The sequence below is a fragment of the Sutcliffiella sp. FSL R7-0096 genome (assembly GCF_038595065.1).
Lineage (GTDB): Bacteria > Bacillota > Bacilli > Bacillales > Bacillaceae_I > Sutcliffiella_A.
Window position 1 is genome coordinate 1,083,456 of sequence record NZ_CP152003.1, and the last position, 14,401, is coordinate 1,097,856.

General features: G+C 42.0%; 14 protein-coding genes and 2 riboswitches. Of the genes, 8 read left to right on the top strand and 6 right to left on the bottom strand.

Going from position 1 to position 14,401, the window contains the following annotated elements; all coding sequences use genetic code 11:
• Window positions 1-6 precede the first annotated feature (6 nt).
• The 4 genes from MKY77_RS05535 to MKY77_RS05550 are packed head-to-tail and all read right to left on the bottom strand — an operon-like array spanning window position 7 to window position 3,742.
• The gene (locus tag MKY77_RS05535) at window positions 7-1,215 is read right to left on the bottom strand and encodes a M20 family metallopeptidase (protein ID WP_342515669.1); all 1,209 of its coding nucleotides are present in this window, start codon (window positions 1,213-1,215) and stop codon (window positions 7-9) included.
• A gap of 12 nt (window positions 1,216-1,227) precedes the next feature.
• A complete protein-coding gene (locus MKY77_RS05540) occupies window positions 1,228-2,055 on the bottom strand; it encodes a MetQ/NlpA family ABC transporter substrate-binding protein (RefSeq protein WP_339149284.1) in 828 nt (275 codons plus the stop codon).
• Window positions 2,056-2,070: 15 nt separating this feature from the next.
• Window positions 2,071-2,721 (bottom strand): methionine ABC transporter permease, encoded by a 651-nt coding sequence (locus MKY77_RS05545; RefSeq protein WP_339149285.1) that lies wholly within the window; start codon window positions 2,719-2,721, stop codon window positions 2,071-2,073.
• Entirely contained in the window at window positions 2,711-3,742 is a 1,032-nt protein-coding gene (locus tag MKY77_RS05550) for a methionine ABC transporter ATP-binding protein (protein ID WP_339149286.1), read from the bottom strand. Before MKY77_RS05550 ends, MKY77_RS05545 begins: the two co-directional genes overlap by 11 nt.
• Before the next feature lie 79 nt (window positions 3,743-3,821).
• A riboswitch (SAM riboswitch) is annotated at window positions 3,822-3,929 on the bottom strand.
• A gap of 96 nt (window positions 3,930-4,025) precedes the next feature.
• A riboswitch (SAM riboswitch) is annotated at window positions 4,026-4,134 on the bottom strand.
• A 323-nt stretch (window positions 4,135-4,457) separates the two neighbouring features.
• On the opposite strand from MKY77_RS05550, the gene MKY77_RS05555 reads away from it, so the two are divergent.
• On the top strand, window positions 4,458-4,631 hold the full coding sequence (locus MKY77_RS05555; protein ID WP_339149287.1) for a hypothetical protein: 174 nt from the start codon (window positions 4,458-4,460) through the stop codon (window positions 4,629-4,631).
• 53 nt (window positions 4,632-4,684) lie between these two features.
• On the opposite strand, the gene MKY77_RS05560 is transcribed toward MKY77_RS05555, so the two are convergent.
• Window positions 4,685-5,467 carry an SDR family NAD(P)-dependent oxidoreductase gene (locus MKY77_RS05560; RefSeq protein ID WP_339149288.1) on the bottom strand — a complete coding sequence of 261 codons (783 nt, stop codon included), beginning with the start codon at window positions 5,465-5,467 and terminating at the stop codon, window positions 4,685-4,687.
• Window positions 5,468-5,734: 267 nt separating this feature from the next.
• Here MKY77_RS05560 and MKY77_RS05565 point away from each other — a divergent pair, with 267 nt between their 5' ends.
• The 5 genes from MKY77_RS05565 to ptsG all read left to right on the top strand — a co-directional run bounded on the left by MKY77_RS05565 (window position 5,735) and on the right by ptsG (window position 12,583).
• Complete coding sequence (locus MKY77_RS05565; RefSeq protein WP_339149289.1) at window positions 5,735-6,724, top strand: alpha/beta hydrolase; 990 nt, start codon at window positions 5,735-5,737, stop codon at window positions 6,722-6,724.
• Between the two features lie 194 nt (window positions 6,725-6,918).
• Complete coding sequence (locus MKY77_RS05570; RefSeq protein ID WP_342515670.1) at window positions 6,919-7,677, top strand: hypothetical protein; 759 nt, start codon at window positions 6,919-6,921, stop codon at window positions 7,675-7,677.
• A 168-nt stretch (window positions 7,678-7,845) separates the two neighbouring features.
• Window positions 7,846-8,916: a M14 family zinc carboxypeptidase gene (locus tag MKY77_RS05575; RefSeq protein WP_339149291.1), complete on the top strand. Its 1,071-nt coding sequence runs from the start codon at window positions 7,846-7,848 to the stop codon at window positions 8,914-8,916.
• Between the two features lie 400 nt (window positions 8,917-9,316).
• On the top strand, window positions 9,317-10,147 hold the full coding sequence (locus tag MKY77_RS05580; protein ID WP_169289742.1) for a transcription antiterminator: 831 nt from the start codon (window positions 9,317-9,319) through the stop codon (window positions 10,145-10,147).
• 399 nt (window positions 10,148-10,546) lie between these two features.
• Window positions 10,547-12,583, top strand: coding sequence for a glucose-specific PTS transporter subunit IIBC (gene ptsG, locus MKY77_RS05585; protein WP_339149292.1), 2,037 nt, complete (start codon window positions 10,547-10,549; stop codon window positions 12,581-12,583).
• 62 nt (window positions 12,584-12,645) lie between these two features.
• Here ptsG and MKY77_RS05590 read toward each other — a convergent pair whose 3' ends face one another.
• The gene (locus MKY77_RS05590; protein ID WP_339149967.1) at window positions 12,646-12,822 is read right to left on the bottom strand and encodes a group-specific protein; all 177 of its coding nucleotides are present in this window, start codon (window positions 12,820-12,822) and stop codon (window positions 12,646-12,648) included.
• Between the two features lie 217 nt (window positions 12,823-13,039).
• Between MKY77_RS05590 and MKY77_RS05595 the strand changes: the two genes are divergently transcribed.
• Both MKY77_RS05595 and MKY77_RS05600 read left to right on the top strand, forming a co-directional pair.
• On the top strand, window positions 13,040-13,510 hold the full coding sequence (locus tag MKY77_RS05595; protein WP_339149293.1) for a flavodoxin: 471 nt from the start codon (window positions 13,040-13,042) through the stop codon (window positions 13,508-13,510).
• The gene (locus tag MKY77_RS05600; RefSeq protein WP_339149294.1) at window positions 13,503-14,387 is read left to right on the top strand and encodes a hypothetical protein; all 885 of its coding nucleotides are present in this window, start codon (window positions 13,503-13,505) and stop codon (window positions 14,385-14,387) included. The genes MKY77_RS05595 and MKY77_RS05600 overlap by 8 nt, the downstream gene beginning before the upstream one ends.
• Window positions 14,388-14,401 lie beyond the last annotated feature (14 nt).

Consider the following 14,401-nt stretch of genomic DNA (forward strand, 5'->3'; position numbering starts at 1 on the left):
TTGATATCATAATGTCTTCTTTGCTAACTCAAAGTCCTTTCTTACTTTCGATAAAACCTCCGGATCTGTCAAGAGCCTCAAGCCGGTCAGTGCCAATGCTTCCGCCCCAACCAACAGTGCGTGGTCACCTTGTGGCGAGCGGGCTGCTGACTTGAACTCCTCCGTATGACCGACCAATGTGTCAGGACCTATTTTAATATATGGATGGATGGTCGGGACCACTTGGCTGATGTTGCCGACATCAGTAGATCCGATTCCAGCTTTGCCTTCTAGTACAACCGTTTCTCCAAGTGACTCCACAATCTCTTTGTATATAGCATCCAGGCTCTCGTTCAATAAGATATTGTCCACTTCATTCTGGAATGCGATGACATTAAGTTTCGCCCCGGTTGTAAGGGCAGCACCTTCTGCGATGGCTTTCACTTTGCATGTTACTTCATTCAATCCTTCTCGAGTCGCAGCCCTTATATAGAAGCGTGCTTTTGCGTATTCCGGTACAATGTTAGGTGCATCGCCACCATGAGTGATGATGCCGTGAATCCGGACATCATTTGTTACATGTTGGCGCAGTGCATTGATGCCATTGAATAACTGAATGACAGAATCTAGTGTATTTACTCCTTCGTGGGGAGATGCGGCAGCATGGGCAGGCTTTCCGATAAATTCGAAATCCAATGGATCGACAGCGAGTGTTGGGCCAGTTAATCTCGTTGCATTTCCCGGATGAACCATCAAGGCTGCATCGAGATGCTGTACTAGACCGTGTTTAACGAAGCTTCCTTTGGCACTGCCATTCGGGCCGCCTTCCTCAGCTGGTGTACCGAACACGGTGACTTCACCACCAGTTTCATCTAATACTTTACTTAGAGCGACCGCGGCTGCGACGCTAGTTGTCCCGATGATATTGTGTCCGCATGCATGACCGATGCCAGGGAGAGCGTCATATTCTGCAAGATAACCGATGGAGGGGCCAGGCTTCTCTGACTTTTTAGTAGCGATGAATCCTGTTTCATGTCCTGCAACATTTGTTTTCACTTCAAATCCTTCATCTCTTAAGATGGAGGTAAGAAGGGAAGAAGCGAAAAATTCCTCGTTTCCAATCTCCGGTCTCTCATGAATCTGATGGCTGGTAGATAGATAGAGTGCTTGCTTATGTTTAATATCCTCTTTAATGATGACTGTTTTTTCATCAACTTGTGGAAGGGTTATTGCCATGTAAATCACTCCTTATTCTTTATTAGTATCAACGCCGATTTCACTTAATGGAACAAACGTGGGAATCGTACTGCCTTTATATTCTTTTTCAATGAATTCTTTCACATCGTCTTCTTGATACAGTGCGGCAAGCTTCTGTAAGTCTTCACGATTTTTATCCTCGGTACGGACAGCAATGATGTTGATGTATGGTGTTGCAGTATCATCTTCATGGAAAATGGAGTCTTCTGTAGGGTTAAAGCCAGCATCAACGGCAATTCCGTTATTGATGATGGAAGCAGCTACGTCTGGTAAAACACGTGGCGTTTGACCTGCTACTACCGGGATGATTTCAAGATTTTTTGGATTTTCCACGATTTTGTCCAATGAACCGTTCCCGTCAAAATCCTCCGTAAGAGTGATAAGGCCTGCATCTTGAAGGAGTAAAAATGCTCTACCCATGTTGGTCGCTTCGTTTGGTACGGCAATTTTTCCGCCTTCCGGGATATCCTCCACGTTTTCATACTTCTCTGAGTATAGACCCATTGGTGCGATAACGGTTGTGGCAATCGGTGTTAGATCTAGATCATGCTCTTTGATAAATGCTTCAAAGTAGGAAATGGTCTGAAACGCGTTAGCATCCAGTTCCTTTTGTGCCAAGGCTAGGTTCGGTTGTACATAATCGGAGAAACTGACTATCTCAATGTCCAGTCCTTCTTTTTCCGCCTTCTTCGCTACAAAGTCCCAAATTCGATTGTCGGTGCCGCTCACTCCGATTTTAATGGTGTCACTGTCATTGGAGCACCCTACTGCTGTTAGTAAAAGAATGGTTAAAATAGCAAAGCTAAGTAATTTTTTCATGATGTTTGTCTCTCCCTATCGTCTTCTGATTTTTTTGGATAAAATGTTTCCGGAGCTTTGGATCGCCTGGACCATCACGACCAGGATGGCAACGGTGATGAACATGGTGATTTCATCGAACTGTTGATAGCCGTATGTAATCGCAAGGTCACCGAGGCCACCGCCTCCAACGGCCCCTGCCATTGCGGAAGCCCCAATCAAGCCAATGGTTGCGATGGTGATGGCAAGTACCAGCGAACTCAACGCTTCCGGTAAAAGGAAACGAAAAATGATCTGTCTTGGTGTAGCCCCCATCGCCTCTGCGGCTTCAAGTACACCTGGTTCCACTTCCAACAACGAATTTTCTACTAATCTTGCAAAATATGGTGCCGCATAAAAGATGAGCGGTACGGTTGCGGCGGCGGTTCCAATGGAGGTTCCCACTATCAGTCTCGTAAGCGGGATGATCGCTACGAGTAAAATGATGAAAGGTATCGAACGTAAAACGTTGATTATTGGATTTAAAAAGTTAAATAGTACATTGTTTTCTAGAATATGTCCCTTTCTCGTCACAACTAACAGCACACCAAGTGGTAAGCCAATCAGTACGGAGAATAGTAGGGAAAAGCTGACCATCGATAAGGTTTCTAATAAGGCGTCAATAATTTGATCGGAACTAACTCGCATGTGCATTCACCTCTTTCACTAATACTTTTTCTTGTTGTATGAAAAATAAAGCGCGTTTGATTTCGGAAGGTTCCCCTTTTAACTCCACAACCAGGTTTCCAAAGGGAACACCTTGCAGTTCGGTAATGTTTCCGAAAAGGACATTCACATCCACATGGAACTTCTTAGCCACCTGGGACAGGAAGGGCTGGCCAGCTGAAGCACCGACAAAGTTGATTCGGTAAATTCCTTGGTGATCATCTTTTTGACTAACTAGATCCCTAATCGATGAAGGCAACTTATCATTCAAGACAGAACTGACGAAGTTCCGTGCAGTTGAGGTCTTAGGATTGGAAAATAGGTCAAAAACCGAACCGTGTTCAATGATTTTGCCTTTTTCAATGACAGCCACTTTATCGCAAATATCCCGGATGACTGACATCTCATGGGTGATCATCAGGATGGTGATTTTGTATTCCAGGTTTATCTTTTTCAAAAGCTGAAGGATGGAGCTTGTTGTTTGTGGATCAAGGGCTGATGTCGCTTCATCACATAGCAGGACGGAAGGTCTCGTGGCCAATGCCCTGGCAATTCCGACTCGTTGCTTCTGCCCACCAGAAAGTTGGTCAGGATAGTTATCCTTCTTATCACCAAGCCCTACAAAGTCGAGAAGCTCCTCGACTCTTGTTTGGATGTCCGCTTTTTTAACATTACTGATAAGAAGGGGCATTGCTACGTTTTCATATACCGTTTTCGAGTTAAGTAAGTTAAAGTGTTGAAAGACCATTCCAATCTTTCTTTTAGCATTTCTTAAATTTTTGGGTGATAGTTTTGAAAGATCTACTCCACCGACGAGAACTTTCCCTGATGTTGGTCTCTCTAGCAGATTCACACAACGAAGGAGAGAGCTCTTTCCGGCACCGCTGAATCCGATGACTCCGTAAATCTCGCCTTCTTCAATGCTCAAGTCGATGCCATCTAGCGCATGTACTTCCTGCTCGCCACTTTTGTAGACCTTTTTGACGTTCTTGAATGTGATCATGATGTTTCCTCCTTATTGGAAAATAAAAATGCCCTTTTCTTGGAAAGACAAGAAAAGGACATCGCTATGTAGATGCTCTTTCTTATCTTTCAAGCGTTAATGCTTGATGGAATTGGCACAGTGCTTCACAAGAAAGCCTGTTGCCGAGGTTTCACAGGGCCAGTCCCTCCACCTCTCTGGATAAGAAAACTAAATTTATTCAATTGGAAAACTCGGGTTTAGAATACAAAAAACCTCTTCTTAGCAAGTAAGAAGAGGTTAGCGCCCGTGCATGCTTATGCTCTTCTTATCTTTCCAAGCATGATTGCTTGAAAGGAATTGGCACAGTGCTTTATAAAAAGCCTGTTGCCGAGGTTTCACAGGGCCGTTCCCTCCACCTCTCTGGATAAGAAAATAAGTTTTTATTTGAATGATGATAAGTTTATAACGGTTGTGAATGGATGTCAACGTTTTTTTGAAAAATAAAAAATATTAGAAGGAACTTAAGGTGTAGCATGTACTTATCTCTGAATTATTATATCAGTACTCTTATTCTTAATTAACATATAAAGCCCCTTGACTCAAATAGTTTACCAATAGCTATTTTAGCATCATGCAGAGTGGGAAAGAAATAGGTCATTGGATGGACCATTGTTTGGAAAACCTTATCCCAATCCTTATAAAATAAGATATTCTAACACATACTTAGGAATATGATTCAGTGGAGGTGAAGGTATTGAAAGATTGGAATGAGCAATCTGCTAAAAATAACAATATCCAGCCTGATTTAAAACTTGCTACTGAACAATTGGCTGATAAAAAGGTGCAATTTGATGTACAAGAGCAAATTGGAATGGAAGCGATAGGGCAGGAAGAGAAAGATGTACCACCTGGCAGTGTAAATCAATAGATTGCAAGTAAAAAAGGTAAGCATGTGGCTCACCTTTTTTACTTGCAAAGACTCTAGAGGAGGGATTCTGCTCCATCAATAAAGATTTGGCTGCCAGTAATATGACTGGAAGAATCTGAGGCCAAAAAAGAAATGAGGTCTGCAACCTGTTCCGGCTTGCCTGGTTGATGCTCTAAGGGGTGGGAGCTATCGGGATACTCAATGGGAATCTTGATTTTTTTGAGTTCCTCTTCCTCTGGGAAGGTGTTTTTTTCGATATTCGTTTCTATCGCCCCTGGACAGATTATATTGACCCGAATATGATATTTTGCCAATTCAAGCGCCGCCATCTTTCCAAAAGCAACTTGTCCTGCTTTGGAGGAACTGTAAGCGGACATTCCGAAACCACGGAAGGTTCTTGTACCATTGATGGAGCTGGTGATGATGATACTGCCACCTTGGGCTTTCATATGGGGAATTGCATGCTTTACGGTCAGGAATGTACTTTTTAGATTGGTGTTCAGGGTCTGATTCCAATCTTCTTCATCAAGATCTTCAATAGGTGCCACTTTCCCATTTATCCCTGCATTTGCAAAGACGATATCAAGCTGTCCCCAGCGATCGAGCACCTGCTTGAAGCTTGCCTCAAGATCTTTGGTATCGGAAACATCAGTCTGGAGTGCCATCGCTTCTCCACCGGCTTCCGCTATTTCCTGTCTGAGCTGTTCGGCATCCTCTTCCTTCAAATCAAGTATCGCTACCTTTACACCACTTTTGGCGAGTCTGATTGCACTTGCCCTGCCAATTCCGGAGGACCCACCAGTAATAATGGCAACCTTCTCTATGTTCCTATTCATTTATCTCACTCCTTCAAAAACAAGTTATGAGAATCATTTACCCATTTCTGAAAAGAAGCACACATGGGGACCCTTGTCCCAAGATGCACTTCCTGATTTACTGATAGGAGAATGGGCTGTTTTGAAAGCGGTAGAGATTATAGACGAATTAGAATTTGAAAGCAGATAAAACTAGAGTCGGGAATTGGATTAAACTGTGGAACTAATTTAATGTCTACTTCGTATAGGTAATGAATGTAACTTTTATAAAAGAAAGTAGAGGAAAAGATGAACACTAAGAAGAGATTCAGTTTCCGCAAAATATTGAAGTATATATCAGTAGGCTTAATAAGTATGGTTGTATTGTGGGTGGCGTTTCATCATGTAATGGTTCTCTTCGAAAAGAACAAGTTTGAAGCTACAGGACAACTGGTGGAAGTGGATGGTAACCGTATGCATGTACATGTTGAAGGTGAGGGAGCAAATACTATTGTTCTACTTCCTGGATTAGGAACTTCAGCGCCAGTACTGGATTTTGAGCCACTTATGAATGAGTTGAGCAAGAGTAATAAAGTAGTAGTCGTAGAGCCGTTTGGTTATGGATGGAGTGGGAAGACTGATAAGGATAGAACGGTAGAAAATGTGTTGGAAGAAGTAAGGACAGCGTTGCAGGAAGCGAAAATTGAAGGCCCATATATTCTGATGCCTCATTCTATTGGCGGAATCTATAGTACGTACTATGCAAATACATATCCTGAAGAGGTTGAAGCGATCGTGGGTATTGATCCAACACTTCCAGCGGCGGTGGAATATTTTGATGTACCGGTTCCTACTATGCCAGGTTTCCTTAGGGCGATTCCGCCGAGTGGGATTGCAAGGATAGTGGTAGCTGGAAATGAGGAGGATTTTTTACCATTGACAGAAGAAGGGACGTATTCAGCTAATAACCTAGAAATAACGAAAACTCTAACTGTCTGGAATGGCTACAATAAAAATATCATCATGGAAGCAAATGAGATTAGTAATAATATCGCCAAAACAATTAACATGACGTTTCCGTCCGATATACCAGTAATGATTTTTACACCGAAGGACGAAAAGGTAAATCCGGCTGGAAGATCTACTATAACCTTTTATGAAGAGCAATTAACAAATGTAGTGAAAAGTAAAATTGTACCGTTAGATGGCCATCATTATTTGCATTGGACAAATGCAAAAGAGATGAGTGAGCATGTTGGAGAGTTTATAGATGAATTTCAAGATAACAAAGACTATTGAATTTACGATTTTACATTTTGTAAATAAAATGAAAAGCACTGGCTATATGCTGGTGCTGATTTTATGTTTACTGTCCTGAACTATTGTTAACATATTATTACAATTTTAATGAGACAAAGTGAAACCTAAGAATATATTAAACGTCTTATTAGTAGGAGGTGGATAGAATAAAAGCTTATAAATTTATACTTATAATGTTAATAGTTGTTGTGAGTGGTTGTAGTCAGAAGCTGAGTAGTGACGTTGAAATAGCAAAACAACATCTTGAAGGAATGGGGTACTCCGTTGTTTCCAATAAGGGGGAAGGGGAAATCCAGTTCCTTACATCACAGCTTGAGGAGTTGCCGACAAGACAAATTTTGGGTGTCCAGACTGGTGAGGTGACACAGTTCCTGAATAAGGATATAGTGACGGTCAGCTTTATGATTAGCAACCATCCATTGGATGATATGTATAACAAAGGGAAAACCAAAGCTACTGTGTTTGTAATAGATAATGAGGTGGTTGGTGGTTGGTCATTACCTCATGCAAGTCAAGCTTTAGTAGGTGGGGTTTACTCACTGGACGGTAAGACCATCGAAGAGGTGCATGGGTCTAATCAAGCATGGGTTTCCAAGATGGAAAAGGCAGTTTCAACTAAGCCTATCAAGGTGGAGAAACGAGCGGATATTGGATACGTAACAATAAATATTTTGGAAACACAAGAGGATTTTGAAAGACTGGAAAGCTTTTTTGAGAATAAAGTGTGGCAAGAAGGAATAGAGGTGCAAATGGCCACACCTCCAGAGTACCGATTTACGTTGAACGGTTCAAATTATGCTGTTTGGGTGACGCCTCTTGGTGATGGGCTTGAGCTTGTCAGAGAAGGGGAAGGGATGTACATGAAACTGGGTGTAGATCATTCGGCTGTTCTGTATGAGTTGATGACAGGGGAAGCGTTCTTAAGTGAGTAGAACGTACCTTTTTTAACTGCTTTTCTTATAGGGCTTTCTGCTTAATTCCTTGCCTCTTACAAAAGTTTTGTCAAAAAAAGAAAGGAGTTTATCCTTATTTACAGATTATTCGATAAAATTTAATCTAAATATGTAGGATTACGAAATAATTTAACTAAGGAGGAAATTATGAAAAAGATCAGTAAAACGGTATTAGCGTTATCTTTAACAGGTGTAATGACGATTGGTACGTTAACAACAGGAACTCTTCCGACAAGTGCGGTCGGAAACGGTCCTAATTACAACGGCAATGAGTCTATTCAGACTTCCATCCTTACTACATATGATGAGTTAGTGGAATACTTACAAAAACAAGAAGCAAGGCAGCAGGCGATGGAACTTGAAGTTATTGGAGAAACGGTAAAAGGCCGAGATATTTATATGGCCAAATTCGTTAAAAATGAGGAGAATCCCACCATTCTGTTTTTGACTCAACAACATGGAAATGAGCAGCTGACTACAGAAGGGGCCATGGAATTTATTAAACACCTCGGAACCGGAAAAAATCAATCCGTATTGGATCATGTCAATATCCTTGTTATTCCAATGCTGAATGCGGACGGCGCGATGGGTGATGTGAACTTTTCAACAGATAATTACATTGCAGACGGGGATCGTCATTTAACGCGAGCAAATGCTAATAACTATGATTTAAACCGAGAGCATGATAAATCAGTAGAAGCGATGCAGCCTGAGGCACGTGCACTCCATACAAATGTTTTTGAGAAATATGACATTGACTATTTAATCGACTTGCACCATCAAGGAACGCAGAGTGAACGTGACGGGAAGCTTGTGTCCGGATCTATCCTATACCCAACAAGCCCTAATGTTGATCCAGCTGTAGTGGAACAGTCCAAGCAGCTAGGGGCAGTGGTGTTCCATGAAATCGAGTCAAAAGGTTGGGGGCATCTTGGAAAGTATTCTGGAGGTAATACAGATAATATCGGACGAAATGGAATAGCTTCCAGGTATGATATCGCGACACTGCTATTCGAAATGCGGGGCATGTCCGACCATACAAATCCTACTGCGGTTCTTGGACAGAAGAGTAATGGGTATTTGATTAAGCAAACGGTTAACACGCTTGATTCTACGGTAAGAGCAATTGCTGATGGGTCAATCAACACTGTTGATACAAGCTTCTGGGAAACACTACCTTTCCAAAACACAAGACAGGGTGAGGAAAGCGACGAATAAATAAGGGAAAACTCGGAGCAGTAATATGCTCCGAGTTTTTTATTTTTTTATCGCAAGGCTGTTCTCGCATATTTTGTTGCTTCTTCGCATTTATTAACAAACCGTTATATTCCTTGCTGTTGTGCTCTTTTCCTGACTGATCAAACCAGCTTTCATGCCTATATTAGTGTTACTATGCTGTAAAAAGTCCAATTGCCGACTTTTTACTAGTGAATGGTAACACTCTTTCAGACAAGAGCTTTTTGCAATGAAAACTACTTACCTTCCTAACAGTGTAAAATGGAATATGGATTAGTGTTTATTTGAATTGAAAATCTGGAAGAATTGCTCGCTTGACTCTTACCCCTCTGTAGCGTAATTTAGTATATATTGCAGTTTTAGATACACCGGAGGAATGGTCATGCGTGTAAAGAAAGTCCTGAATAACAATGTGTTGATTGCTGCCCACCCGGAGTACAATGAAGTGATCCTGACAGGAAAAGGAATCGGTTTCGGAAAACGTACCGGAGAAGATATCTCCGTAGAGAGTGCGGAGAAGTTTTTCGTGCTTCGCGACCAGGAAGAGCAGCAACAATACAAACAATTACTAAATTATGTAGATGAATCATTCATCGGTTTGATGAATGAATGTATAGAGAGAATTGAAAAACGTTTTGAGGTTCGGTTGAATGAACATATCCATGTTGGATTGACGGACCATCTTTATTTTGCCGTAAAAAGAATTCAGCAGGGACTCGATATCAAAAATCCTTTCCTGACCGAAACGGAGCTTGCCTATCCAAAGGAATACACGGTGGCACTAGAGATTGTCGAGTGGTTAAATGAGAAGCTTGGAATCTCTGTCCCGGTTGGGGAAGTAGGTTTCATCACCTTGCACATCCATAGTGCGTTAACCAACCGGGAATTGTCAGAGATCAACAAGCATACCCAACTGATCAGCAGAATGGTGGATGTCATTGAGGAATCCCTGAAAATTTCCGTTGACCGGACAGATGTGAACTACTTGAGGCTAATTCGTCATTTTCATGCATCGATCGAAAGGGTACAAAAAGATGAGAACCGTCCCGAAAATCAGGAAGCGCTCGCAAAAGTGTTGCAAGCTGAATATCCTGTGTGCTACAATCTAGCTTGGAAATTGATAAAAATTATGCAGCAGAACTTACACAAGCCAGTCCCAGATGCTGAGGCAGTATACCTGACCCTACATTTGCAAAGGCTTGCAAAACAATAAATAATCTAGAACACTTTTTTCACGTGTTACTGGTCATGCAGGCATGAGCGGAAGAAAGCGTAAACGAAGAAATACGGTAGAAGTCCATCTACCTTTCCTTTGTGTACCTTTTCTTTTGACTCATGCCTTTTTTGTTGTGTAAACGGATTTACCCTGTTGATTGAAGTGCAGGATGTGAGACTCCTCGAAAATGCTAACGCATTTTCTTCGTGCGATGAATCGCTTCCGTAGCGTTCCTTGTCCTGAGGGAGATAGCGGTAGCTTGAGACCCCCGAGCGTTGTGAGGAGACTCAAGCGCCGCCCCTAGGAAAGCGAACATCCGGAACGAATCAACAGGGAGTTAAAAGAAAGTCCGTAGGTTCTACAAACGCATATAAAAGTACCTAGGAGGAACAACAAATGTTCAAGAAATCATTCGGTTTACTGCAACGTATCGGGAAAGCCCTCATGCTTCCTGTCGCATTGCTACCCGCAGCAGGGATCCTGCTTGCATTCGGTAATGCCATGCAAAACCCGAACTTAACTAGCCGTCTCGGCTTTCTCGAGGCAGACTCACTCGTGCTACTGGCACAAATCATGGAACAGGCGGGAAGCATCGTATTCTCCAACCTGCCATTACTCTTTGCAATCGGAGTAGCCATTGGACTAGCTGGAGGGGACGGGGTAGCAGGTCTTGCAGCGATGATCGGTTACTTAATAATGAACGTTACGATGAGTGTCATCAGTGGAGTTACCGCTGAGCAGGTTGGTTCTGACCCAGCACTTGCAAATGTTTTAGGGATTCCAACCCTTCAAACCGGGGTATTCGGCGGTATCATAGCCGGGGTGCTCGGTGCCTATATGTATAACAAATTTTATAATATCGAATTGCCATCTTACTTAGGATTCTTTGCCGGTAAGCGTTTCGTTCCAATTGTAACGGCAGCTTCCGCACTTGTCCTTGGGGTTGTTATGAACTTTATCTGGCCATTTGCGCAAGAGGGACTAAATACTTTTTCTTATTTTATGACAGAATCAAACCGTACACTGGCAGCATTTATTTTTGGTGTCATTGAACGTGGACTTATCCCATTTGGCTTGCATCATATTTTCTATTCTCCATTCTGGTTTGAGTTTGGTTCTTATACAAACGCGGCAGGAGATTTGGTACGTGGGGACCAACGTATTTTCATGGAGCAGGTGAAAGACGGTGCCGAACTTACGGCTGGAACATTCATGACAGGAAAATTCCCATTCATGATGTTCGGTCTTCCGGCGGCTGCGCTAGCAATCTATCACTGTGCACGTCCTGAAAACAAGAAATATGTAGCTGGTATCATGGGTTCAGCGGCATTGACATCATTTTTGACAGGTATCACAGAACCGCTTGAGTTCAGTTTCTTATTCGTAGCACCAGTGTTATTCGCGATCCATGCGGTGTTTGCAGGACTTTCTTTCATGGTCATGCATATTTTAGATGTGAAAATCGGGATGACTTTCTCCGGTGGTGTCATTGATTACATTCTATTTGGCATACTGCCACATGCTACAGCTTGGTGGTTGGTAATTCCTGTTGGACTAGTATTCTCGGTTATCTACTACTTTGGGTTCCGTTTTGCGATCAAGAAGTTTAACTTAATGACACCAGGTCGTGAGGAAAAAACCGAGGAAGCTGAATCTGGTTCCGGTTCCGTTGATGAGCTGCCATTCGGAGTACTAGAAGCACTTGGTGGAAGAGAAAACCTTACAAACCTTGACGCATGCATCACACGTCTTCGTGTAAGTGTGAAAGATGTAGAGCAAGTAGATAAAGAGCGCCTGAAAAAATTGGGTGCAGCGGGCGTTATGCAAATCGACCGCAATATCCAAGCGATCTTCGGGCCTCGTTCTGAAACGATCAAAGGACAGATCCAAGATATTTTGAGTGGGAAAACGCCAGTGAAGCAAGAAGTGGCGGCAACCTCTGAAAATGAGTCCGCGGATGCTGGTGCGGTTGCTACTTCAGCTGAGTTTGACGTAGTCATGCCGATGACAGGTAAACTACTGCCTATTTCTGAAGTTCCAGATAAGATATTCTCCCAAAAAATGATGGGTGACGGTTTTGCCATCGAACCAACTGACGGCAAAGTAGTATCACCTGTTGCAGGGAAAATTGTAAACCTGTTCCCGACTAAACATGCAATCGGCATCGAAACGGCTGACGGGCGCGAAGTCCTTGTGCATGTCGGAATCGATACAGTTAACCTAAAAGGAAGAGGTTTTGAAAGTTTAGTAGAACAAGGGGACACAGTAGAGCAAGGACAAGCGTTATTGAACGTAGATCTTCGCATTGTGTCAGAAGAGGCGACATCCATCATCACACCAATCATCTTTACAAACTTGGCTGCTGGTGAAGCGGTTGAAATCAAGGATGGTAGTGTAAGAGTTGGAGAGAAGGGTCGCGTAAGAATTTCTTAAAGCGTAAAACAAAAAGAACCGTTGCATATTAAACTGCAACGGTTCTTTTTTGTGGAAAATGGCTACCCTTGTTTCAGCAATAAAGAGTGAGCTTTTACTACCTTTTTTTCTAAATAATCTATTGAATAATTACCAGTGGGATCTGTTACATCAACGACAGCTCTTGATAAGTTATCAATAACTAAATGCAATAATTCCAGATCTTTTTCCTCAAGCTTTTGTTTGTTGACTTCATCCATAATTTCCTGTGCAAGTCTTTGTATCTTCCTGAGTCGATAATCATTCACGTTCTTCAAGTAAACTCTCCTCCTTTAAATGACATTCACAAAAAGAGTATATGTACAAAAATGAGAATCTTTCTCATAAATTATAGAAAACAATTGACATTGATAATCATTATCAATTATGATGTCGGTATACTAATTGAAAACAATTATCAACTAGAGGTGTTCTAGAATGCGGATATTTATTGGATATGTAAGTATGTCGGGAAACACAGAAGACATTGCAAATATTTTGCAGGATGAGCTGCTTGCAAAAGGATGCGAGGTTGTCTTGGAGTGTTTGGATACAGTAGATGTAGAGGAATTTACAACCTATAACGGTATTTTTATTGGTTCCTACACCTGGGGGGATGGTGATCTCCCATATGAAGCGGAGGACTTTTATGAAGAGTTGGATGAATTGAAGTTAAACAGTATTCCTGCAGCTTGCTTTGGTTCAGGAGATCATGCATATCCTAAGTTTTGCGCAGCAGTGGATACCTTTTCTGAGAAACTAAAGAGTTGTGGGGCCACCGTTTATGATCAAACATTAAAGGTGGAGTCAAGTCCTGAAACACAGGAACAAGAATTAGAATGTAGACAATTTGCTCAAGCATTCTTTACTTGGGTTAAAAAAGTGGAAGGGAACATTTATTATGTTTAACAGAGGGTCCACTGCCGTGTTATCTACTCCTGACATTCCATTCCTTGTTGCAGTAAAGAAATCTGGTATCTATTCGTTCGAGGAAGGGGAATGGTTGCTGCAGTATGGCCTTTCCCATAACATTTACAAGCTTGTACGACTAGGAAGGTTTATTTTTGGCATTGGGGATTATGGGACGATCCTACGATATGATCCATATCAGAAAAAGTGGACCCATACGACATTTTCTGTTTCCCAGCGTTTATGGGATATAGCCGGAAACGAAAAGGGCCTAATCGTAACACATGGTGGAAGTAAGTTATATGTGTCCAGAAACTATGGTTCTAGCTGGGCTGTCGTTAAGCCATTCGCATCTTTTAGTGCTCCCCCATTAATCAGGTCGCTCTTTTTTTCAGACGATTATATTTTCATTGGTACGCAAGTAAATAAGGAGTACGGTGGCGTATGGAAGTACTCCCTCTTAACAGGGGAATTAAAACTTGTGAAAAGAGAAGAGAATTCGATGGTTTCATCGATTTATATTTCAGATAGGGACTCTGTGTTCATTACCAAAGGAAACGTTAAGACAGGCGAAGGCTCTGTGGAAATGAGAAAGGCTGAAAATTCATGGATCTGTTTTAAACAGCCTCTTTCAGAGAAAGCTTTTTTGGATATATTCCTGGCCAATAATAGATTGCACGCTACTACTAGCCGAGATGAATTCGGGTATTCGAGGATTTATGAGATACATAAAGAGAGCGTGAGCTTGATTCCAATAGAGACTGTGGAGGGGCATGGATTCAGAGGTGCTGGTTTTGAGGAACAATTGTTTATTTCATCCCCAGTAGAAAGTAAATGGATCAACAACAGATATGAAGTTCCAAGCCTGCTACATTGAGAGGAGTGATAGAA